Here is a 22,414-nt window from a genome sequence, read left to right as displayed (position 1 = left end):
TTATCATCCGAATGCTTCGCCCTTACAGGAAAATAACCTGTGATAAAAATTGATAATTTATCATCCGAATGCTTCGCCCTTACAGGAAAATAACCTGTGATAAAAATTGATAATTTATCGTCCGAATGCTTCGCCCTTACAGGAAAATAACCTGTGATAAAAATTGATAATTTATCATCCGAATGCTGATGCTTCCAGCACGCTTCGCAAACGCCCTTACAGGAGTCAGGAATTAGAAATTTTAGAAATTAGCAGCAGGATTTAATTTTTAGATACTAATTCAGCAAACTCTCTCAATTTCTGACCATACTTTTCTTGTGCAACCTCAAAAAAATCATTATGATTTGCATCTTCTACCCACAAATAAAGCTTAGGTGTAGTGACAGCAGCAAACAATTTTTCCCCATGCTCAAAAGGAACAATATCATCTAACTTACCGTGCATCACTAAAACCGGAACTTTGACTTTTTTGATTTTCTCTAAATTATTAAACTTATCAAATGGTAAAATGGGAAAAGGTACAAGTACAACTACCCGAAAAGCCGAAGTAAAGGTACTTTCCACCACTAAACCCGCTATCGGTTCTCTTGCTGCTAAGTCTACCGCTGAACCTCCCCCTACAGAACGCCCAAACACAATAATTTGCTCTGGTTTGATTTTTAAATCTTCAGTTAAATAATTATAAGCAGTATCAATATCTTGATAAGCAGCATTTTCTGTAGGTGTTCCCTCACTCGTACCATAACCCCGATAATCATAAGCAAAGACACTAAAACCCACATCCCGTATTTTTTTTAAAGTTGCTCTAATATCTCCCAAGTCTTCAGCATTTCCATGAACATAAAGAATAGTGTACTTAGAAGTAGGGTTTGGTAAATAAACTGCGGAAATTTGCTGATTTTCCCTCGTTTTCAGTTTGATAATGTCTTTTGTATCCTCATAGCTAGAAGGTTGGGGTAAAAAAATCATGCTATCCGCACGAAAATACACATAGACGGCAAATAAGGTATAGATTACAACAAAAGACCGAATCATCCGCTTCCAAGTAAAATCCCCAATTAATAGTTTTTTGAGCCGTTGTTTATTCATGATCTAAAATAGAAAGGTTGTACTTAAATAGAATAGAATTTTGGAGGTTTTTCATGTCCCGTCGTTGTGAACTTACTGGTAAAAAGGCTAATAACGCAATGGCCGTTTCCCACTCTCACCGTCGTACCAAGCGTTTACAACACGCTAATTTGCAAACTAAGCGCGTTTGGTGGCCTGGTGGTAATCGTTGGGTGAAACTAAAACTCTCTACCAAAGCGATTAAAACCCTAGATAGCAAAGGTATAGAAGCAATGGCTAAAGAAGCTGGTATCAATTTAAATCACTATTAAGTAGTCAGGGTTAAAAATTGTCGTGATGAGAAGGCAGCAGGGAAGAGGTTTTTAGACAAATTTGCTTTTTGTTATATGCTTCTGTTTTTTTCGCGCCTTTCTACTTAATCTTCACTTTTCAAGGAAGTAGGGGTAGCGCCTCCGTGCCTACCCCTGTTTTTCGGGCAACCACGGGAAGGGGCAACCACGGGGGGTTTGCCCCTACTTCACTAATTCAGTACAATTACTGAAATTTTAGGAGCATTGCGAACCGCAAAAGAAAATCCGACTCCTGAAGATGGTAAATATTGTTATTAACCAAGTTGCTAAGGAATAGGAGTCAGGAGTCAGAATGAAGATTTTTCTCTTCCTAATTCCCAATTCCCAATTCCCAATTTTTTAACTTGTGACTTTAAACTTGTGAAAAAGGGCGCTGCTGTGCAGAAATTACTAAATATCCCAAAACAGCATCTAATTATTTTTACCCGTTATCCAGAACCAGGGAAGACTAAAACCAGACTGATACCTGCTTTGGGTGAAGTTGGTGCGGCTGATCTGCAAAAGCAAATGACTGAACATACCATATTACAGGTGCAAGAATTACAAAAGATATCTGCTATAACTGTGGAAGTGCGGTTTGCTGGGGGTAATTGGGAATTAATGCAAAATTGGTTAGGTGTTGGTTTTGTATATCAAACTCAAGGTGAAGGGGACTTAGGTCAGCGGATGATGCGATCGCTTGTAGATGCTTTCAGTAACAATGCAGAACAGGTAATCATCATTGGTACTGATTGTCCTGGTCTAAATTCCCAGATTTTAGCATCAGCCTTTGAGCAATTACAAACCTCTGACCTCGTGCTAGGACCAGCTATAGACGGCGGTTATTACTTAATTGGGTTGCAAAAACCAATTTTAGACTTGTTTACTAGCATTTCCTGGGGAACTAATCAAGTGTTATCACAAACAGTCACAATCGCCCAGGAACTTCATTTGTCTTTTGTAAACCTACCTACATTAGCAGATGTTGACCGTCCAGAAGATTTACTTGTTTGGGAACAGTGTACCCTGATAAATGGCCATTAGCTTTATTGACCCAAACCTTACTTTACAAAAATTATGGTTAACCGTGTTTCGTCCTTCAATAGTTCCCTTATACTCAAAGTAGTTGGGATAGTTTGTATCTTGTCGTTTTTTGTTGATTTTGTGATTTTGTTATTGGGTTTCAGTCTCACTGATAAACAAATACAAATAGGTTTCACAACCGCCCTAGTTGATCGGGGAATTGTTCCACTGGTGGGTTTAGGGATAATATCGGCCGCATATTGGTTAGATAATTTAGAGACTGGAGGCGATCGCTCAGGTCTAGATTTAAGATTACCTTCTATGATACTTGCCAGTATCTTAGGTTTAATGTTTTTGTTAATTTTTCCCTTCCACCTCAACAATGTCCGTCAAGCAAGTACACAACGAGTCAACCAAATTTCCCAAGAAGCTCAACAATTAGAAAACCAAACCAACCAAGAAGCCCAACAAGCAGAAACCCGGCTGAACAGCCAACTATCTGAATTTCAAAGTCAGTTAAATAATGATCAAGCTAAAGCTCAACTAGAACAAGCTAGAAGTCAAGTAAAAGCACAACTCACTCAAATATTAAAGGATGAGCAGAGATATAAGCAAGCACTAGAAAATCCTCAACTACCCCCAGAACAAAAAGAACTACTGAAAAAATTTAAAGCCAACCCCCAAGAACTGGATAAATTTCTTGCCCAACAAACAGATCCTAATCAACTAGCTCAACAAACGACCAGTGAAATTCGCCAACGCAAAGAACAAAAAATTACTGAAATTCGCCAACGTAAGGAAGAAGCTCAAAAACAAGCAAAAAATACTGCTTGGATGTCTGGACTAAGGATAGGTATTAGCAGTTTGATTTTAGCTATTGGTTATACCATCATCGGTTGGACAGGATTAAAAGGATTAAAAGAAATAGGTGCATTACAAAATCGTAAACCTAAAGCCCCACTAGGTTAAGCCATCAGTAAATTTTCAATAGAGTTTGCTGAATAAACATGAAAATATTACAGGTAAAGGATTTTAGGCAATTGGAAATTGAACAAGCCGCGCTTCACGGCAGACAAGTGTAAACCTTAAAACTACTCCCACTTCCCAACTAGCACTGAGGGATTTACTTCGACTTACTTCGACTTCCCTCAGTACAAGTCGCTAACTGACCAATGACACTCACTGCGAAGCATTTAACTTTTGTGGGCAGCCAGACATGACAAAATGTTTTTAATTCTCCTCCTGACTCCTGACTCCGCGCCAAAAATTAATATTCTTAATAAAAGTTATTTAAATTGTCATCAGAAAATCCCCACCTTCACCTTGTGATCCCCAGTTGTAAATGGCGATAAATATAATCTATACTTTTGATCTGATAAATTTGAGCATCTGGTCAGATACCGCGTTAGGATTAATAGTACCTGAGAAACTGGTAACAATCATTTACCAGAATTACAAAGAAAAGTAACATTGGTTAACCAAATATCATAATCCATAGCTATTCATTTGATTATGGGTGATGGGATGCGATTAAACTTGTCTCATCATAGTCAAATGCAATTACAGAGAAGTTGAAAAATTTTAGTAGCCTAAAAAAAGGAGAATCGGGGCTTGGTAATTGAACGGCTGAAACAGGACTTAAAAAATGACCTGATTGCTGGTTTGTTGGTGGTAATTCCCCTAGCAACTACCATCTGGCTGACCATTACTATTGCCAGTTGGGTAGTAAACTTTCTCACCCAAATCCCCAAACAGCTAAATCCCTTTGATGGTCTACATCCGATATTAGTCAATTTATTGAATTTGCTAGTTGGACTGGCAGTACCACTATTGAGCATCCTAGTCATTGGTTTGATGGCTCGGAATATAGTTGGTAAGTGGTTGCTAGATTTTGGGGAGAGAATACTGCAAGCTATACCCTTAGCTGGTCAGGTATACAAAACCCTCAAGCAATTATTAGAAACAATACTCAAAGATTCCAATGGTAAATTTCGCCGTGTCGTTTTATTAGAGTATCCCAGAAAAGGAATTTGGGCGATCGCCTTTGTCACTGGTGCAGTGAGTAGCGATATCCAAACCCAGATGAATCAACCGCTGTTGAGCGTTTTTATCCCCACCACCCCTAACCCTACCACTGGATGGTATGCACTGGTTCGAGAAGATGAAGTAGTAAACCTCTCAATATCTATAGAAGACGCTTTTAAAATAGTAGTCTCAGGAGGTATAGTCGCCCCCAATAATGGCATATCCCCATTGGTTTTACCAACCGCAGTGTCAGCCATAGAACCCAAAAGTCACGTTATTTCTGTAGAAGAAGCCTGATTTTTTCTTATTTTTGATTCTTAGCAGTTGCGTCTACAGTCATAACACATACAAGGCGCACATCACTTTGCTGGAAGAAATAAGCTGTTGTACATTTAATTTGTATCAGTCTAGCGGGCAAGATGCCCGCACCACAACACTTAACTAGGGTTTGCTGAAAAAGTCCTTTCATGAGGGAATAGGAGTCAGGAGTCGTAGGGGCGAAGCATTCGGAAAATAACCTGTGATAAAAATTGATAATTTATCGTCCGAATGCTTCGCCCTTACAGGAAAATAACCTGTGATAAAAATTGATAATTTATCGTCCGAATGCTTCGCCCTTACAGGAAAATAACCTGTGATAAAAATTGATAATTTATCGTCCGAATGCTGATGCTTCCAGCACGCTTCGCGAACGCCCGTACAGGAGTCAGGAGGAGGTTGGAAAATTTCTTTACGATCTCTCAAAATCCAAAAAAATGCACACTTTTTCAAGTATTGAGGGTAATTCATGAATTACCCCTACGCAAGAATAAGGTTTTCAGTCACATCTTGCGTAAGTCCTAATACCCATTACCAATTACCAATTACCAATTACCAACAGATAATCTAATTGTTAAAATATGTCAAACTTGATATATTAATAAGTTTACCCCATTTACTTCAACTTCATTACTTCTTCCCTAACCAGAACCAGCATTATGCAACGTCGTAAACCCCAGCAAATAGCCAGAGAACTGGCATTGTTAAGCCTCAGCCAGCTGCCAGTCAACCCCAAAAAATTAGAGAAACTGCCAGATGAACAACTGGTAGCCAAATTAGTTTTGGGTGCAGTCCGCACCCTGACTACAGAAGTGCAAGACACCCTGAATAGTGCAGCCGCAGAACTGCAACGCAGTAATGATCGCCTTTTAACCAGTCAAACGCGGGCTTCTGACTTGAATACAGCTAGAACCATGCTGCAAGAAGCGATCACTTGTACCCAAACAGCTATCAACCAATTGGGTACAGCCGTTGATTTTCCAGAATTGATTCAGTTAGCCAATCAAGATAAGGAAGTTCGCAATTATGCTAAAGAAATAGTGATCACCGTTGATGAAAACCGCAACGTTATTGATCAAATAATTTCTGGAGCTTTAGTAGATTGGCAAGTAACACGACTAGCCCAAATAGATCGGGATATCCTACAAATTGCTGTAGCCGAAATGAACTTTATGGCAGTTCCCGCCAGTATTGCTATCAACGAAGCCGTAGAATTAGCTAAACGCTACAGTGGAGATGACGGACATCGCTTTATTAATGGTGTTCTCCGTCGTGTCACAGAGCAGAAACAAATAGCATAGAGTGATATCCTCACTTCTTCCCGATCTTTGAGTGCGTTAAAAGTGAGGATATTTGGAAAACTTCCCACTCCGGAAAAAGTGGCAAATTAAATTAAACTGATATAGCAGGTGACTGGTGACTGGTGACTGGTGACTGGGGAAGAAAATTTTAGATTTTAGATTTTAGATTTTAGATTGGAGTTAACAAAAACAATCCAAAATTCCAAATCCAAAATCCAAAATAAATAGGGTTTGCTGAATAAACCTAAAACCTTGATATATCAAAGGTTAGAGGCTGATAAACACAGAAATTAGTGCAAGGGTTTTGAAGGGTATACCGGCAAAAGTGTGCATTTTTTGGGATTTCAAGAGATGGCAAAGAAATTTTCAAATCTCCTCCTGACTCCTGACTCCTGACTCCTGACTCCTGACTCCTGACTCCTGACTAGCTAACTAATAACTGATAATTGATATCTAATAACTAATAATATTGCTGCAATGGTTTTTAATTGGTTCCGCCGTAACGATTCTTCTCAACCCCCTCAAACACAACCACAGGGGGAAACTCAGCCTACACAAGAAGCACAGCCAGAACCAGCCGCAGAAACTACACCTGATACTGCGGACCTATTGGCTTATGCTAAAGCTGCTTATAAAAATATTCAGCAAAAACAACAATCTCAGCCCCAAGAAACTGCACCAGCAGAGGCATCTGTTATTGAAGAAAAAGCAGAAACAGTTGTTGTAGAAGAAGCAGTTACACCAACCCCAGCAGAAACAACTGCTGTTACTGAAGATGTTACTGAAGAAAAAGCAGAAACATCTGTAAAGGAAACAGTTACACCAACTCCAATAGAAACAACTGCTGTTACTGAAGAAACCGCAGCAGCGCCAGCAGAAGAAGTAACTGTACCAACACCAGTAGAAGCAATATCTGATACTAAAGAATTAGAAGTTACTAGCCCAGAAACTCCAGTTAGTGATCAACAACCAGCAACTTTATCGTTTTTAGAACGGGCAGCAGCAGAAAGGCAAGCCAAACAGGAAAGATTGATAGCCAGTGCGGTTGAAGTTGCACAACCGGAAATAACACCAACTTCAACACCAACTTCAACATCAACTTCAACCACACCAGAAACAGCAGCAGAAATTCCCGTTATAGAATTTGATGATGGGTTTGTATGGTCAGCAGAAGTTTTAGCAGCACAAGGTAGAAAGGCCGAAGATATTTCTATAGAAGAAATTACCTGGTTGAAAAAATTACGCCAAGGTTTAGATAAAACTCGGCGCAATATCCTTAACCAACTCAAAGCCATTGTTGGACAAGGACCATTAAATCAAGCTGCTGTAACTGAAATTGAGGCATTACTTTTACAAGCTGATGTGGGTGTAGAAGCCACAGATTTTATTATTGATGCTTTACAGCAAAAATTGCGGGATGAAGTCACCCCACCAGAACAGGCGATCGCCTACCTGAAACAAATCCTCCGGGATATGCTAGATGCACCAATTGCAGCAGCACCCAGATCCAGCTTTGCCCCAGAAAAAGATAACTTAACCATTTGGTTAATTACAGGAGTTAACGGTGCTGGTAAAACTACAACAATCGGTAAAATCGCCCATTTAGCCCAAAAATCTGGCTATAACTGCTTAATTGGTGCTGCTGACACTTTCCGGGCTGCTGCTGTAGAACAAGTGAAAGTTTGGGGAACAAGAAGCGGAGTAGAAGTGATAGCTAATCCTGGGAAGAATACAGATCCAGCCGCCGTGGTATTTGATGCGATCACCGCCGCCCAATCACGAGGCACGGAATTATTATTAGTAGATACCGCTGGCAGACTGCAAAACAAGAAAAACTTAATGGACGAATTAAGTAAAATTCGTCGAATTATTGACAAAAAAGCCCCAAATGCCCATGTGGAATCTCTCTTAGTTTTAGATTCTACCTTGGGACAAAACGGACTGCGACAAGCTGAAGTATTTTCCCAAGCTGCCCAACTCAGCGGCGTTGTCTTAACCAAGCTAGATGGTACAGCTAAAGGAGGAGTAGCTTTAGCAGTTGTACAACAGTTAGGCTTACCTATTCGCTTTATTGGTGCTGGAGAAGGAATTGAAGATTTACGTCCATTCTCTAGTTATGAATTTGTCGAAGCACTTTTAAATGGGTGATTGGTGATTGGTGATACAATTTTGGATTTTGGATTTTGGATTTTGGATTGTATTTCATGAATCAAATCTAAAATCTAAAATCTAAAATCTAAAATTCTTCTGCCTTCTGCCTTCTGCCTCCTGACTCCTGACTCCTGACTCCTATAAATTAAAATAATTCTTTTTTTTTGACAAAAAATGACCAACTTCTGGTAGAATTTCACACTAAAGCTATTTTTATCACTGCCCAATGATCCATCTAATACAGCACAAGGTTCATTGATGACTGTAAAAGGTATTCATACACAAGTGGATGAGTGTAAACAAAGTAGCTAATGACTCCTAACTTAGTTATCAGGTTCTACTGGCAAAATTACATACAAATACTCTCTCTTAACCATTTACAGATGTAAATTATCATGGTTTAACTAAAACACTCGATATAGGTTTTGGTTGAAAGAATCCAGAGTATCCTGAGTCTAGGTTATATTTCCTATAGATTCTAGATATTTTGTCTTGAGCTAAATTACATATTTAGCCATTCAAAATTTCATAGCTAATCAGCTAATAAACTGAATATAGAAAATTTATATCTGAGTAAATATTCAGGAAATTTATGATATACCAGTTAAATGTTTACAATTTGTTACTTGTATTTTGGGGTTTACAGGTAGGATGAGAAATATTTTTTGTCTCACTCCAGTAGGAACACCCGGTTTAACAAGCCAGTCTCAAATCCATTCATCGAAAAATCTCCAGACTTACTCTGTAGGTGTAAGCAACGACTCTGATTAAAAGAAAGTTTTATTTCCCCAGATATATGAATTACTAATTAAGGCATGAAAAAATTATAAGCCGTCTGTAGCATTATCAAAATTACTGCTTTATACTAGACAGGGTTTAACTAAAAATACAATGACCGGAAACTCCTGATAAATGGCAAACAATAAAACCAGCAAATGCAATACTGTTCAAAATTACATCCTCAATTTTTCTCCTCTTGCTAAAATGACTAATCTTGTCGAATATGATTGAGCAACACTAAATAAAAAATTGCTCATAAATCATAAATCTGCCATCTGTTAATATTAAATGCAATAGTATATTTACCTGTGTCTCAAGTTCCTTCTCACTCCACCGAAATTAATAGTAGTGCCACCACAGATGTCACTCCAGTTGTGGCACTGAAAGAACTTGTGGCTAGACTGCATCGGGAACAGAACAAAATTCAAGATTTGCTGAGTTCTTTAGGATTTGCTCTCAGAAGTTTCAATAATTTGAATCAGTTTTTGGAACTGATTCCTCTCATGGCCACCAGAGTTACCGATGCTGAAGGTAGCGCCCTATTTCTCTATAAACCAAATGGTCAAATTAGGTTAGAGCAGCTACATTGGCAGGATAGTCAACAACGGAAAATTATCCGCAAAGCCCTAGAAAATGCTACAAGTCAAATTACACTGTTACCTAATTCTGTACCACTGACAACCACAGGAATTTTAGATGCTCAGATGCATCAATATTTAGGACCAGATGTGCAGATTTTTGGTACAGCAATTATAGTTAAACATACAGAAAGGGGATGGCTTTATGTTTTAAGCCGTGATCCAGAATATAGTTGGACAGAAACTAGACAAAAGTTAGTAAGGTTAGTTGCAGATCAAACAGCGGTAGCTATTGACAACGATGAACTAGCAGTAGAATTGAGGAAAAAAGAACGATTAGATCAAGAATTAGAAATTGGTGCTGAGATTCAACGCCGACTTTTACCGCGTCAATGTCCTAATGTTCCTGGTGCTGTTTTGGCTGCACGTTGTAAACCGGCTAATCGTGTGGGTGGAGATTATTATGATTTTATTCCCACAAATCATAATCAGTTTAAATCTAATCTTAATAGCAGTAAAGAAGATGCCCGTTGGGCTTTGGTAATTGGGGATGTGATGGGTAAAGGTGTTCCTGCTGGTTTAATTATGACCATGTTGCGAGGAATGCTCAGAGGTGAAGTATTACATGGTAATTCTGCGGCGGGAATTTTGCAAAATTTGAATCGTGTTATGTATGCCGATTTGGAAAATTCCCACCGGTTTGTCACTTTGTTTTATTCAGAATATAATCCCCGTACAAGATTGTTATCTTATAGTAATGCAGCACATAATCCGCCTTTGTGGTGGCACGCTGCTACTAAAACAGTGACGAGATTGGATACTATGGGGATGTTGATTGGTTTGGATGCAAATAGTCAATATGAGAATGGGGAAGCACAATTAGAACCAGGGGATACAGTTATTTATTATACAGATGGTTTAACGGATGCGGCGGCGGCTGGTGGCGATCGCTTTGATGAAGATAATTTTGTGACTTCGTTTAATGCTGCTTGTCGTTATTGCAATGGACCCCAGGAAATTGTTGATTATTTGTTTGATAAGGTTCAGAATTTTATCGGTTCTGAACGGCAAAATACTGATGATATGACTATGGTAGTTTTACAAATTTTGTGATTACAGGAGGCAGGAGTCGGGAGATCAAGCTGACTTTTAAACTCATTTTAAACTCATTGGTCAATGGGACAGATATTGAGTTATAATAAGTGGTCGCAAACATTAGTAAGTTATAGCCGGATTTGTCCCGGAGGTACGATTGACCACAAAATTTATCTTAAAAATTCTCTGGTTAGATGAGAACGTAGCTTTAGCAGTTGATCAGGTTGTTGGTAAAGGCACAAGCCCCTTAACTAAATACTTCTTCTGGCCTCGTAATGATGCGTGGGAAGAACTGAAAAAAGAGTTAGAATCCAAACACTGGATTACTGATGTTGATCGCGTTGAGTTGCTAAACAAAGCCACAGAAGTGATCAACTACTGGCAAGAAGAAGGCAGAAACCGCCCAATGGCAGAAGCACAATTGAAGTTTCCCGAAGTTGCCTTTACAGGTAGCGCCTGATTGTTTTAATTTGGTGATTGGTAATTGGTAATTGGTAATTGGTAATTATCAATTACTACCCAGTCCCGATCTTCCAATTATTCCATAGTTTAATGGTTTTATCTTCACTACACATAACCTTAAAACTCCCGTGGTGCAGGCATCTTGCCTGCATAAATCATAATATAATCATTATAATATAATCATTGAAAATCTGATGTAACGTATAGAGCCTTAAAAGCCCTAGTTACAGCTTACAAATAATATTAAGTGTAAAAACATTTTTGTTTGTATTACTACATTTTCAGCAAACTCTACACAAGCTTTGAAACCCTTCTAGGGATAATTCATGAATTGTCCCTACATTAACTCTTACATAAAATTCATTAGAATAGGCTACTTCCACAGTCATGTATGATGTAGTCATTGGTTGGAGATGCAAACCGTGACTACTTACAACATTGAATTACAAGCGGGAATTTTACGGATTAAATTTGGCGAACCTGCCCAAAACAACCAAATAGTAAAGGATGCAGCGACACGCTTAGAGGAAATGGCGCAGTCGGGAGAATTAGCAGGGGGTCAATTATTGAAAATTAATGGACCTGTATCTATTCCTGTGGCTTTTGTTTTGGCGCATAAGTTGGCACATATTTATGGTGCAATTGGTTTTTATGACCCAAAGCTGGCTAAGTATGTGATTTGTATTACTCACAATCCCGCTTATAAGCTGGGAGATTTGATTGATTAAATACATTACCCAATTGTTACTATATGTAAATACTATGATTTACAGTTTGTATTAATTATTTACAGCCATTGTAATATTCTCAGTTATCATATTGAGTGATAATCATATAAGCTTATAGGTAGAATTTACTGATGACAGCGAGATGAGGATGTTTGGGGCGGAGATGTTTGGGGGTGTGAGTTACAGTTGTAGTAATAAGAAGTATTTATGATGAAAAGTTATCAAGTCACATTGCAGATTCTTCAACAAGCGATCGCAGTTTTGGCAAACTGGGTTAAGTCTGATGTTGTCAACAAGTTATTTTTATCAGCTTCAGATAGTATTGATGATGCTGTCAAAGAAGCTATTGAAAAAGCTCAGAAAATTCTATCTTGGCCTACAGATGAAGAACCACAGGTTTTAAGATTACTATTTGATTATGTGAAACTTGAAAAAGAGCAGACAAAAGAACATTATTGGATACCCCGATCTATTGATAATAGTGATCCTGAAATTCCCTATCCAGTTACAGAAAAACCAGATTTAGAGAGTTTAAAAAAAGATATCAAAACAGCCTTAGATAGTTTAGAACAAGAAGATTATCAAAATCTATCTTTGTTAACTTTAATTGTGGAAAAATTTGGCTCATTTATTAGTTTTGGGGAGGAAAATATAGCCTTAATAGACTTGGTTAAAAGTACGTCCGCAGTTGCAGCAGCTTTAGTCAATAATACTGAATCTAAAAATATTACTTTAATTGCTGGTGACTTATCAGGGATTCAAAAATTCATTTATACCATATCTTCCGATGGGGCATTAAAATCATTAAGAGCGAGGAGTTTTTATTTAGAGTTAGTTACGGAAGAAGTCGTACAACAATTGTTAGATAAATTAGAACTTCCTCGGACTAATGTAATTTATGCAGGTGGTGGTAATTTATATATTTTGGCTTCTGGGAAAAAAGAAGTTAAAAGTGTGATTAAAGAAGTACGTCAACAATTTAATGAATGGTTGTTAAAGGAATTTGAAGGGAAAGTATTTCTAGCTTTAGACTGTTTATGTTTTTCCACATCTGATCTAAAACCAGAACCTAAAAGTTCTCAGGAAAATTCTCAAGCTTCTAAATTTGCGGAAAATTGGTCAAAAGCTACTAAAAATTTAGCTGTTCATAAATCTCAGAAATTTTGTGATCAAATTAGTGATTTAATCAAACCACGTTACAGTCATGAACCGTGTCGCGTTTGTCATCGTGACGATGTAGAACCAGACAAACTAAAACCACTGAATGACAATGAATCAGATTCAGTTTTAGCTTGTGGAACTTGCCGCAGTATGTTTGATTTAGGAGGTCAGTTATTTAAAGTTAATGCTATTGTGAGATCAAAACAAAAAGATATAGCTAACACATTACATACACTTTCATTTCCTGGAAATATCTATTATCATCTATTTGAAAATTGGAAACAAATAGATCCTACTGCTGATATGGTTCTATTAGTCAATGATTGGACATTAGAACATTATCAATTTAAGCATTTTAAAAATGTTTATCCCTTGTTATTAGGTAACTATGGAAAACAAGGTAAATTAGGCTTTATGCGTGCTGAAGAAATGGCAGGAAAAGCTAAAGGAATCGAAAGAGTTGCATCTTTAAGAATGGATGTAGATAGATTAGGACAAATATTTGCTAAAGGTTTAGATCAAAATCAAACATTACCTAGATTAGCTGGACTTTCCAGACAAATGAGTTATTTCTTTAAAGTTTATCTCAATAGTTTAGCAAAACAAAGATCAAAAAATATTCCCGAAAATATCAAACAATTATTGCCAAAAGATGAGCCATATAATATACTATTTATATATGCAGGGGGTGATGATTTATTTATTAGTGGGGCATGGAATGAAGTAGTAAATTTTGCCTTTGATGTTTATCAATCTTTTCGATCCTATACAGGATATAATCCAAACATTACCCTATCAGGTGGAATCAGCATTGATACACCCAAATTTCCTCTTTATCAAGCAGCTAAATCTTCTGGTCATGCTGAAGATGCAGCTAAAGGAAATGGTAGAGATAGTTTAGGATTATTTGGTCAAGTTTTCAAATGGGATGAATGGCTGGGAATAAAAGATATAAATGATGATAATCTTGATAGTGATATTAAGAAATATCTATCTTCAGAAAACAAGCCAGAGTTTTTAGGTATCCTGCCATTTGTGCAGATATTAGAACAGGAAAATATAGGGGTGAATTATTCCCGTAATTTTGTGCGTAACCTACTCATCACTGCACAAATTCAAGAACAGGCTTTAGAAAAATTTAAAGAGAATAAAAAATCAGAGGAGGCTTTAGGAACTCGCTATTATTTGCATCTTCCAAAAATAGCTTATACTTTATCGAGATTACCCAGAGAAGTATTAAAGAATGATGATTTTAGAACTTCTTTAAAAAGTCCTTACAATGCACCATATTTTCGCGCTATTGCTACTTGGATTGAATTATTAAATCGTGGATAATTATATGCCAGAACCTATTAAACCAAAAATATCTTCTCCATCAGTAAGTTCCAATCAATTATCAATTTCTCAAAATAATATCAGTGATACACATAATATTGTTGACGAGATTATAAAAACTATTGGTGGATTGCCAGAAGGATTAAAAACATATCCTATCAGACATTTAGTTAATCATGCTAAAAAATTTGGACCATTTCTCAAACAACAAAGATTAGAAACTAATCAAGTACGTAAATTTTTAGATGCTGTCAATCGTTTAAAAGCCGAATTAGCGGAAAAAGGAGATTTTTCTGAAATAGAAACAGACGTGGTTTTATTGCAACCAAAATTAGCTTATGCAGCAGCTAGACAAAAAGCAGCAAAACCATTAAGTGATGTCATGTCAATTGCTATTGATAAAGTTCATAGCAAAGAAGATTTTGAACGTTTAGTACAATTTTTAGAATCAATTATTGCTTATCACAAAGCAGAAGGAGGAAAATAATCATGACAGTATCTTATACACAAACTCCCTTATTAGGAAAAGTTTCTCTCAAGTGTCAATTAACAGCACAAACAGGTTTACATATTGGTGGTGGTGGTGAAAATTTAGATATTGGAGGATTAGATAAACCAGTAATTCGTGATCCTTTAACTAAATATCCATATTTACCTGGATCATCAATTAAAGGTAAATTAAGAGCAACATTAGAACGGTTATTAAATAAACCTTTAAACCGTCCTGGTAGTCGTGATACTCGACGTTATGAAAGTGATGATTTAGCTGATGGTTTTACCGAAGTAGAAAGAGATCGTTTTATTCGTTATGAAGGTGCGAGAACTTGCCAAATAAGTCGTTTATTTGGTTCTACAGGTGGTTCTAACTTTTGGATGGAAATAGAAACCGCGAAAAAGGAAGGTTTGTTTTCTGATAAAAGTCCTACTCGCACAATTCAACATGAAAATAAAAATTACAACTGTGTAAAAATCTCTAGTGGTAGAAATGCACCCAGTCGTTTAATCATTAGAGACAGTCATTTACATCCAGATTCCGCAACACAATTAAAACAAGTGGATACTGGTTTGTTTATGACAGAATGGAAATTTGAAAATAATATCGACAGAGTAACAGCAGCAGCAAACCCCCGACAATTAGAAAGAGTTCCTGCGGGTTCAAAGTTTAATTTTGAGTTAGTTTACACGGTAGAAAATGCTGAACAAGCAGTGAAAGATTTAGAAAATATAGCGATCGCTCTGGCATTTTTAGAAGATGACGCATTAGGTGGAAATGGTTCAAGAGGATATGGAAAAGTAAGATTTGAGAACTTCAATTTTTCCTACTGTAGTAAAAATTCATATTTGCAGAGAATAGAACACCCAGAAGGATTAGCAGCAATTCAACCATTAAATACTATTCGTAACACTCAAGAACTTTTAGATAAGTTTAGAACCCTGCGCGAGTACATTCAACCATTATTACCAGGAAATTAATCATGAGTGTTTGGAAATTAGTAAAACTCAACTTTGGTAACAATCCCGCGCATTTTGGGGAAGTAGGAATAGGAATGGAAGAAACGAGCGATCGCATCCGTTCCGATAGTTTATTTAGTGCTTGGGTTAGCAACTATGCGCGGATGTTTGGGAAAGATGCAGTAGAGGAATTATTACAACTATTTCCCACTGCAAAAAATCCTGAACTAATTCCACCATTCCGCATTAGTTCAACATTTATCTATCGAGAAGTGGGGAAAGATAAAAGTCAAAATACTCAAAATACTCAAAATACTCAAAATACTATTTACTATCTTCCCCGTCCTCTAAAATTTCCTATCAACTATCCAGATGATGATTTAGAATTTTTCAAAACCTACAAAAAGCTGAATTATTTACCCTTAGAAATTTGGCAAAGATGGTATCAAGGAACAGGTTTTACAAAGGAAGATCACGAGGAATTAAAAAATTATCGTGAAGATAAACCAGAAGGAAAACTAGCAGCAGCGGAAACATTTAATTACAAAAAAGCTTGTAAAACTCATCAACTCCCAAAAATAGGAATTGATAGAGTTACCACAGCAACTAACCTTTATCATACTGGCTTTGTTCACTTTGCTAGTGGTGATAACTCCGCAGGATTATATTTTCTTATCGAACTTTCTCCAAAAGGTGAAAAATTAGCGGATAAATTGCAAGCAGCTTTACATTTTTTAGGAGAAGAAGGAATAGGAGGAGAACGTTCTAGTGGTGCGGGAAGATTCACAGCTAAATGGTCAGAATTACCAGAAATTTGGCAAAAAGTTGTTACTTTTAAAGGTGGTAAATTTCACACTTTAATTAGCTTATTTTGGGATTCTCACCTACAACCAGACTTTCTGGAAAATTCCAGTTATGAAATACAAGAAAGAGGAGGATGGATAGTAGAAAGCCAAATTCGTCGTCAAATGGTGCGGATGTTTACTGAAGGTTCTGTATTTAATTCTGCACTTCCTGGAAAATTGGTAAATGTGACACCAACAGAATTTACAAGACATCAAATTTACCGTAGTGGTATTAGTTTAACTCTACCAATTAATACAAAAGAGGAAAAAGATAATGACAATTGTTGCGGAATTAGCATTAAAAAAACCAGACTTGTATGAAACCAGAAAAATACAGTTAACCAGTCCTATTTTACATATTGGTTCATCTGTATCTAGGTTAAATCCCTTTGAATATGTACAGACAGCAAAGAAAGTTTATCTTCCTAACCAAGAAGCATTAGCTAAAGGTTTATTAAAAAAAGGAGGAAGATTTTTAAATGATTATATTCAAGCAATTGAAAATAATGAAAATATTACCAAACTGTTAGAACAAGCATTTGGTAATAAATGGTGGAATGCAACAGACAGCAATGAAAATCCTATCTTTCCTGAAAATGCAATTAGTCACAAATTAGCGGAAAGAGTTACAGATTTACGTCCCATGATTCGCAATGGAATGGGATATTTATTTATCCCTGGTTCATCTATTAAAGGAGCAATAAAAACTGCGATACTTTATCATTTATTAAAACATCCAGATAAATATAAAGTTCCCCAAACTAGCAGAGTGAGTGAAATTGAAAAACAACTTAAAGCAAGATTAGGAGAATTAAGCAGTAAACGCAATCAAACATTTGCTGATGATAAAATAATGGATAGTTTATTTTCTGATTTTTCCTTAATTTATCAAGGTAAAGCATTTAGTGGTAGTAGTCAAAATACAGACATTTTACGCTGTTTAAAAATTAGTGATTCCGAATCATTAATTAAAACCGAAGTTCCTGGAAAAACAGGTAAACCCATTCCTATAAATTTACCAGTCGTGGTAGAAGTTATAGTTTCTAGTAGATTTGATGACTATCGAGCGAAATATAAAGCTTCTCTTTATGTGGAAATGGTGCGGAATGTAAAAACCGAATTTACTATTACATTAGATCAACAAATGTTGACTTGGTTTAAACATAAACAAGGAATGAAACTACCATTTAACAACATTGATGAATTATTACAAATATGTCAAGAATTTGCACAAGAACAATGGGATTATGAACATGATTATTGGAATACAATAGAAAATAATCCTCAAGCATCTGGTAAAAACTTAGATTTTAGTAATATTGGTGATTTTTATGAACCAGAAAAATGTCCCTACTCAATGCGATTAGGTTGGGGTAGTGGGATGACAGGAACAACAGTAGGGTTATGTTTTGATGATGATTTGAGAGCAGAATTAAGAGATATTTGTGGTTTAAAAGCACCTGGTTTTGAAGCGCCAAAATCTCGGATAACTATTATAAGTTCTGATGGAGAGATTAAATTTGTACCAGGGTGGGTTAAGTTTAAGAATTTATCATAAAAACCATCAAATAATACTTTATAATCACAATGCTAATCAATTCTACATTTACCTTAACCGTACCCACATCAACAATTTTACCCCGTCCTTATGGGTTAGAACTGATTAAACAAATACATCAAAAACTAAACCTAGAAATAGGATCGGAAATCATACCTTCAGTTTCCTACTCAGGAATAACAGGATATTATTTAACATCCAGAGATTTTATCACCTTCCATCCAGAAGAATTTTATCAATTATCCCTATCTGGATTAAATGAAACATCTGCTAAAGCAATTTCTCATCTAGATTTTGGCGATTCCTTAGAATTTTTAGGGGCAAAATTTAACATTATTAATCGAGAAGATGAAATCACCAGCTATGAGGAATTATATACAAAATTAGTGGGAAATGAACCGGAAGCTATGAGAAATTATCACTTACAATTTATCACACCTACAGCTTTCGCTCAAGGTAATTCAAAATTATGTTTACCTGTTCCCACATTAATGTTTTCTAGTTGGTTAGAAAAGTGGAATAATTTTGCACCTGTTTATTTAGGAGGTGATGAATTAATTGCTTATCTTAATAATGCAATTTTACTGAAACATCACAAAATTCAAACACGAAGTTTTCAACTCACTAAAAGTTTTGTGAATGGGTTTGTGGGTGATGTGAGGTTACAGGTTTTTCAACGTGCTGATCCTTTATTAGCAAATGTGGCTAATTTATTAGTTCAATATGCGCGGTTTGCTGGTACAGGAATTAAGACACGGTTGGGAATGGGACAAACATTAGTTAAAGAATCTAATTAGTACATCAAAGAAAGGAGCAAAAAATCATGAATACAAAACCTACAATTATTATTTCCCCTTGTGGAACTAGCTTGTTAACTAATGGTACAGATGAAAATCTTAGAAAACTCCTCAATAAAACAACAAATTTGCAGGAAAAAGAACTTAGCCAAGAACAAAAAGAAATTATCTCTAAGCACATCAATGAGCGTAAAATTCTACTACAAAATTCAGGAATTAATGAAGCAAAAAAATTAAGTGCTGAACTAAATGGAATCATTACTTACTATGCTGGAAGTCTAAAAGGGGAACATATTTTACTGGCTACAGATACTTATTTAGGTAATACGACAGCTAATATGGTAGCTGAATGGTTACAACAACAAAAGTTAAAAGCAATTCCCAAAAATATTAAAAATCTTTCCACTAAGGACATTGAATCATTTAGAATTGCCTTATCTGAAATAGTCCAATGGTGTGATGAAGTGCTTGAACTACAATATGCCAGACCTCACTGGAATGTAGTTTTTAACTTAACAGGCGGATTCAAAAGTGTTAATGGATTTCTTCAAGCCGTTGCCATGTTTTATGCAGATGAAAGTATTTATATATTTGAATCAGGTTCTCAATTATTAAAAATTCCTCGTTTACCTATACAGCTAGATCCAGAAGGATTTATTGAGAAAAATTTATCTGCTTTTCGTCGTATGGAAATTTTATCCCAAGAATTATATGCAGAAGAATGTCACGAAATTCCTGAAACATTAACAGAACAAATTGATGATCGTGTTTCACTATCAGAATGGGGTAAACTTTTATGGAAAAAATGTTACAAGCAATACTATCAAAAACATTTATTACCTCCGGTAAGTAAAAAATTGAATTATTCTGAACGCTTTATACAGGATGCAAGTAATTTATCAAAAGATCGCTTACTAATTATCAATGAAAGAATAGACCAGCTTTCCAAGTATTTAGAATCTTTAGATTCTGATAAAGAAGTATATAATCCCAGTTCTCTTGACTTTAAACCCTTGAGAGGTAGACCTTTTAAAAGTAAATTTTCTCCAGAACCAACCCATGAATGTGATGCTTGGTCAGATAGGGATGCTAAAAGACTATATGGGCATTTTGAAGGTAATAATTATTGGATTGATATATTAGGAGATCATCTTTAAATCAATCTGTACATCAATTTCCCTAAAAATCACATCTGCATCTGAATCAAACCGCTAACACTCAACCCAACCTACCCAGTTTCTTAGTTTTGAGCTTACAGCTATTTTCAGGTAAATAAACCACATTTTGATTTAGATTTCGCGTCAACAATGTAGGGGCGAAGCATTCGGACAGTTAATTATCGGTTTTTACCTAAGACTATCATCCGAATGCTTCGCCCTGACTGTGGTCTAAAGACATGAAAACCACTGTAACCGAAAAGTATTGTATCCCGACTGGGAATCATAGCGAAGCGTGGCGTTAACCTACTCAGACTCTACAAACTCTGGCAGATCATTAGGTGCGCCACAAGCAGAAATATTACTGGAAAATTTCACTTCTGACTCTACAAACTCTGGCAGATCATTAGGAGCGCCACAAGCAGAAATATTACCCGTAAAATTCACATCCGCCATTAATTCTGGATGTTCTTGTTTACGTTGTGCAATTTCTTCACGGGTGAGAATCTTCGACTCGTCAAAACCTAACTCAATTTCTGTGTTTAACCCCTTATACTTCACCCGTTTTAAATTGTAAAATCTCTTGTTGAGGGTGGTTGTCACAAAAGCTTTCAAACAACCTAAAAGATACTTACGTTTAAAAGCATCTTTCTCAAACCAATACTCAAAACTTTTGCGGAGGTAAAACCGGGCATAATTTCGCAGCACTCCTTTTAATACATCTTCCCTTTCCATTGCATCGGGTTTCATGATCGGAGTAACAAAATTATATTGAGAATAATCCCTAACTTCAACGCGATCGCCCAAATCTTGAAATAACTCAGAAAATGGCCAAGGAGTAAACATATTCCAGTTTACCATGTCCGCTTTCCAATCCAAAGCCATTTTGTAAGTTTCCTCAATTGTTTCAGGGGTTTCATTTTCCAAACCCATAATAAATTGAGCTTCCGCCAACATACCATTTTGTTTTAACAATTGAATTGCCCGTTTATTTTGTTCAATTGTGGTTTCTTTACGGAACAAATTCAATTTTAATTGTGCTGCTGCTTCTGTTCCCAAGGAAACATGAACTAACCCAGCTTTGCGGTACAATGGTAAATCATGTTCATCCCGCAATATATCCGTCACCCTGGTATTTATTCCCCAATGCACACCCAAATTTCTTTCTATCAACTCGTTACACAAAGCGATAAATTTGGGTTTATTAATAGTTGGTTCTTCATCTGCTAAAATGAAAAATCCCACCTTATGTTTTTTCACCAAAATTTCAATTTGATCAACAAATTGTTTCGGACTGCTAGAACGATATTTGCGCCAAAATGCCCACTGGGAACAAAAACGACAGGTGAAAGGACAACCTCTAGCATAGTTGGGAACAGCTACCCGCACATTTAGCGGAGTATAGATATATTTACTCCAATCTAATAAATCCCAATCTGGGGTGAGAGTATCTAAATCAGCAATCGGCGGATGGGCTGGTGTAGCGACAACTTGCCCATTTTCTAAGAAAGCAATACCTAAGATATTACGACGTTCTGCTTCATCTTTTCCGCGAGCGATCGCACTGATTAAATTAACAGTTATTTCTTCCCCTTCACCACGAATAATATAATCTACCCAAGGAGCTTCATTGAGAACTTCACTGTACATATAGGTAGGATGAATCCCACCCATAATAGTTGTAGCTTCAGGGCAAACTTGTTTAACAATTTCTAGGGTTTTTTGCGATTGATAAATCATCGGTGTAATTGCTGTCGCCAAAACAATATCTGGCTGATGCTTTTTGATAATTTCTGCTAAAGCATCATCAGCAATATAATCAGTCATGGCATCAACAAAACGAATGTCGGTAAAGCCAGCAGTTTTCAACGCCCCACCCACATAGGGAACCCAACTAGGTGGCCAATTTCCCGCAATTTCCGCACCACCAGAATGATAATTGGGTTGAATCATCAGAATCCGCATAATCTAACTCCTAACTCTTACCAGAAAAGTCAACGATGGAAAATATCCCACTTTTAACTATGTTGCTTCTTCTAGAAAATTTAAAAAGGAGAAAAATTTCTGGATAAATTATTACTAATTGATGTAAATTACATAAGCAAAAAAAATGGTTCTTCAGTACATAGTATGCAAAATCAATCTCAAAAAACTGCGGAAGGCTTAATATACATAAGACATAAGTTACAAATATTGGATATTTTTACAAAAATTGCCTCTTTACCCTGTTAAGAGTTCCCTGTTAAGAGTT

Annotated in this window: 20 protein-coding genes; 16 read left to right on the top strand and 4 right to left on the bottom strand. The window is 36.4% G+C overall.

The genetic code is table 11. The features are described 5' to 3' along the window. Positions 1 to 261: 261 nt before the first annotated feature. On the bottom strand, positions 262 to 1,089 hold the full coding sequence (locus tag PN497_RS01625) for an alpha/beta hydrolase (RefSeq protein WP_096569575.1): 828 nt from the start codon (positions 1,087 to 1,089) through the stop codon (positions 262 to 264). Positions 1,090 to 1,142: 53 nt separating this feature from the next. On the opposite strand from PN497_RS01625, the gene rpmB reads away from it, so the two are divergent. From rpmB to PN497_RS01605, 4 genes are all read left to right on the top strand, one after another. Then, positions 1,143 to 1,379 (top strand): 50S ribosomal protein L28, encoded by a 237-nt coding sequence (rpmB, locus tag PN497_RS01620; RefSeq protein ID WP_096569572.1) that lies wholly within the window; start codon positions 1,143 to 1,145, stop codon positions 1,377 to 1,379. A gap of 399 nt (positions 1,380 to 1,778) precedes the next feature. After that, positions 1,779 to 2,441 carry a TIGR04282 family arsenosugar biosynthesis glycosyltransferase gene (locus tag PN497_RS01615; protein ID WP_409349311.1) on the top strand — a complete coding sequence of 221 codons (663 nt, stop codon included), beginning with the start codon at positions 1,779 to 1,781 and terminating at the stop codon, positions 2,439 to 2,441. Positions 2,442 to 2,474: 33 nt separating this feature from the next. Further along, positions 2,475 to 3,389 (top strand): hormogonium polysaccharide biosynthesis protein HpsJ, encoded by a 915-nt coding sequence (gene hpsJ-B, locus PN497_RS01610; RefSeq protein WP_096569570.1) that lies wholly within the window; start codon positions 2,475 to 2,477, stop codon positions 3,387 to 3,389. Between the two features lie 642 nt (positions 3,390 to 4,031). Continuing rightward, positions 4,032 to 4,742: a DUF502 domain-containing protein gene (locus PN497_RS01605; protein ID WP_096569568.1), complete on the top strand. Its 711-nt coding sequence runs from the start codon at positions 4,032 to 4,034 to the stop codon at positions 4,740 to 4,742. A gap of 168 nt (positions 4,743 to 4,910) precedes the next feature. Here the strand turns inward: PN497_RS01605 and PN497_RS01600 are convergent, their stop codons facing one another. Beyond that, a complete protein-coding gene (locus PN497_RS01600) occupies positions 4,911 to 5,234 on the bottom strand; it encodes a hypothetical protein (RefSeq protein WP_272109390.1) in 324 nt (107 codons plus the stop codon). A 188-nt stretch (positions 5,235 to 5,422) separates the two neighbouring features. Between PN497_RS01600 and nusB the strand changes: the two genes are divergently transcribed. The 4 genes from nusB (at position 5,423) to PN497_RS01580 (ending at position 11,128) form a co-directional block, all read left to right on the top strand. Then, on the top strand, positions 5,423 to 6,064 hold the full coding sequence (gene nusB, locus PN497_RS01595; protein WP_096569565.1) for a transcription antitermination factor NusB: 642 nt from the start codon (positions 5,423 to 5,425) through the stop codon (positions 6,062 to 6,064). A gap of 477 nt (positions 6,065 to 6,541) precedes the next feature. Continuing rightward, positions 6,542 to 8,212 carry a signal recognition particle-docking protein FtsY gene (ftsY, locus tag PN497_RS01590; RefSeq protein WP_096569563.1) on the top strand — a complete coding sequence of 557 codons (1,671 nt, stop codon included), beginning with the start codon at positions 6,542 to 6,544 and terminating at the stop codon, positions 8,210 to 8,212. Between the two features lie 1,091 nt (positions 8,213 to 9,303). After that, positions 9,304 to 10,686 carry a PP2C family protein-serine/threonine phosphatase gene (locus PN497_RS01585; protein ID WP_190347402.1) on the top strand — a complete coding sequence of 461 codons (1,383 nt, stop codon included), beginning with the start codon at positions 9,304 to 9,306 and terminating at the stop codon, positions 10,684 to 10,686. Between the two features lie 139 nt (positions 10,687 to 10,825). After that, entirely contained in the window at positions 10,826 to 11,128 is a 303-nt protein-coding gene (locus PN497_RS01580) for a 30S ribosomal protein PSRP-3 (protein WP_096569556.1), read from the top strand. A gap of 283 nt (positions 11,129 to 11,411) precedes the next feature. Here PN497_RS01580 and PN497_RS01575 read toward each other — a convergent pair whose 3' ends face one another. After that, positions 11,412 to 11,534 (bottom strand): hypothetical protein, encoded by a 123-nt coding sequence (locus tag PN497_RS01575; RefSeq protein ID WP_272109385.1) that lies wholly within the window; start codon positions 11,532 to 11,534, stop codon positions 11,412 to 11,414. An 18-nt stretch (positions 11,535 to 11,552) separates the two neighbouring features. Between PN497_RS01575 and PN497_RS01570 the strand changes: the two genes are divergently transcribed. The 8 genes from PN497_RS01570 (at position 11,553) to PN497_RS01535 (ending at position 20,163) form a co-directional block, all read left to right on the top strand. Continuing rightward, positions 11,553 to 11,858: a CRISPR-associated protein Csx3 gene (locus tag PN497_RS01570; protein ID WP_096572728.1), complete on the top strand. Its 306-nt coding sequence runs from the start codon at positions 11,553 to 11,555 to the stop codon at positions 11,856 to 11,858. Between the two features lie 207 nt (positions 11,859 to 12,065). Further along, positions 12,066 to 14,354 carry a type III-A CRISPR-associated protein Cas10/Csm1 gene (gene cas10, locus PN497_RS01565; protein ID WP_096569553.1) on the top strand — a complete coding sequence of 763 codons (2,289 nt, stop codon included), beginning with the start codon at positions 12,066 to 12,068 and terminating at the stop codon, positions 14,352 to 14,354. Next, the gene (gene csm2, locus PN497_RS01560) at positions 14,347 to 14,841 is read left to right on the top strand and encodes a type III-A CRISPR-associated protein Csm2 (RefSeq protein ID WP_272109382.1); all 495 of its coding nucleotides are present in this window, start codon (positions 14,347 to 14,349) and stop codon (positions 14,839 to 14,841) included. Before cas10 ends, csm2 begins: the two co-directional genes overlap by 8 nt. 2 nt (positions 14,842 to 14,843) lie before the next feature. Then, positions 14,844 to 15,827 carry a type III-A CRISPR-associated RAMP protein Csm3 gene (gene csm3 / locus PN497_RS01555; protein ID WP_096569547.1) on the top strand — a complete coding sequence of 328 codons (984 nt, stop codon included), beginning with the start codon at positions 14,844 to 14,846 and terminating at the stop codon, positions 15,825 to 15,827. 2 nt (positions 15,828 to 15,829) lie between these two features. Then, a complete protein-coding gene (csm4, locus tag PN497_RS01550) occupies positions 15,830 to 16,972 on the top strand; it encodes a type III-A CRISPR-associated RAMP protein Csm4 (RefSeq protein ID WP_096569544.1) in 1,143 nt (380 codons plus the stop codon). Then, positions 16,926 to 18,209 (top strand): type III-A CRISPR-associated RAMP protein Csm5, encoded by a 1,284-nt coding sequence (gene csm5 / locus PN497_RS01545; protein ID WP_096569541.1) that lies wholly within the window; start codon positions 16,926 to 16,928, stop codon positions 18,207 to 18,209. The genes csm4 and csm5 overlap by 47 nt, the downstream gene beginning before the upstream one ends. Positions 18,210 to 18,238: 29 nt before the next feature. Next, on the top strand, positions 18,239 to 19,006 hold the full coding sequence (cas6, locus tag PN497_RS01540) for a CRISPR system precrRNA processing endoribonuclease RAMP protein Cas6 (protein ID WP_096569538.1): 768 nt from the start codon (positions 18,239 to 18,241) through the stop codon (positions 19,004 to 19,006). Positions 19,007 to 19,032: 26 nt separating this feature from the next. Continuing rightward, positions 19,033 to 20,163 (top strand): putative CRISPR-associated protein, encoded by a 1,131-nt coding sequence (locus PN497_RS01535; protein WP_096569534.1) that lies wholly within the window; start codon positions 19,033 to 19,035, stop codon positions 20,161 to 20,163. 306 nt (positions 20,164 to 20,469) lie between these two features. Here PN497_RS01535 and bchE read toward each other — a convergent pair whose 3' ends face one another. Beyond that, positions 20,470 to 22,128, bottom strand: coding sequence for a magnesium-protoporphyrin IX monomethyl ester anaerobic oxidative cyclase (bchE, locus tag PN497_RS01530; RefSeq protein ID WP_096569531.1), 1,659 nt, complete (start codon positions 22,126 to 22,128; stop codon positions 20,470 to 20,472). Positions 22,129 to 22,414 lie beyond the last annotated feature (286 nt).

The sequence above is a fragment of the Sphaerospermopsis kisseleviana CS-549 genome (genome assembly GCF_028329225.1).
Classification (GTDB): domain Bacteria; phylum Cyanobacteriota; class Cyanobacteriia; order Cyanobacteriales; family Nostocaceae; genus Sphaerospermopsis; species Sphaerospermopsis kisseleviana.
Note: the sequence above shows the minus strand (reverse complement) of the source record. Positions and strands in the feature narration are given on the sequence as shown.

Bases quoted from the DNA above. Each gene is read 5' to 3' on its own strand.
- PN497_RS01625 (WP_096569575.1), bottom strand. From the start codon at position 1,089: ATGAATAAACAACGGCTCAAAAAACTATTAATTGGGGATTTTACTTGG.
- rpmB (WP_096569572.1), top strand. From the start codon at position 1,143: ATGTCCCGTCGTTGTGAACTTACTGGTAAAAAGGCTAATAACGCAATG.
- hpsJ-B (WP_096569570.1), top strand. From the start codon at position 2,475: ATGGTTAACCGTGTTTCGTCCTTCAATAGTTCCCTTATACTCAAAGTA.
- PN497_RS01600 (WP_272109390.1), bottom strand. From the start codon at position 5,234: ATGAATTACCCTCAATACTTGAAAAAGTGTGCATTTTTTTGGATTTTG.
- nusB (WP_096569565.1), top strand. From the start codon at position 5,423: ATGCAACGTCGTAAACCCCAGCAAATAGCCAGAGAACTGGCATTGTTA.
- ftsY (WP_096569563.1), top strand. From the start codon at position 6,542: ATGGTTTTTAATTGGTTCCGCCGTAACGATTCTTCTCAACCCCCTCAA.
- PN497_RS01575 (WP_272109385.1), bottom strand. From the start codon at position 11,534: ATGACTACATCATACATGACTGTGGAAGTAGCCTATTCTAATGAATTT.
- cas10 (WP_096569553.1), top strand. From the start codon at position 12,066: ATGATGAAAAGTTATCAAGTCACATTGCAGATTCTTCAACAAGCGATC.
- csm3 (WP_096569547.1), top strand. From the start codon at position 14,844: ATGACAGTATCTTATACACAAACTCCCTTATTAGGAAAAGTTTCTCTC.
- csm4 (WP_096569544.1), top strand. From the start codon at position 15,830: ATGAGTGTTTGGAAATTAGTAAAACTCAACTTTGGTAACAATCCCGCG.
- csm5 (WP_096569541.1), top strand. From the start codon at position 16,926: ATGACAATTGTTGCGGAATTAGCATTAAAAAAACCAGACTTGTATGAA.
- cas6 (WP_096569538.1), top strand. From the start codon at position 18,239: ATGCTAATCAATTCTACATTTACCTTAACCGTACCCACATCAACAATT.
- PN497_RS01535 (WP_096569534.1), top strand. From the start codon at position 19,033: ATGAATACAAAACCTACAATTATTATTTCCCCTTGTGGAACTAGCTTG.
- bchE (WP_096569531.1), bottom strand. From the start codon at position 22,128: ATGCGGATTCTGATGATTCAACCCAATTATCATTCTGGTGGTGCGGAA.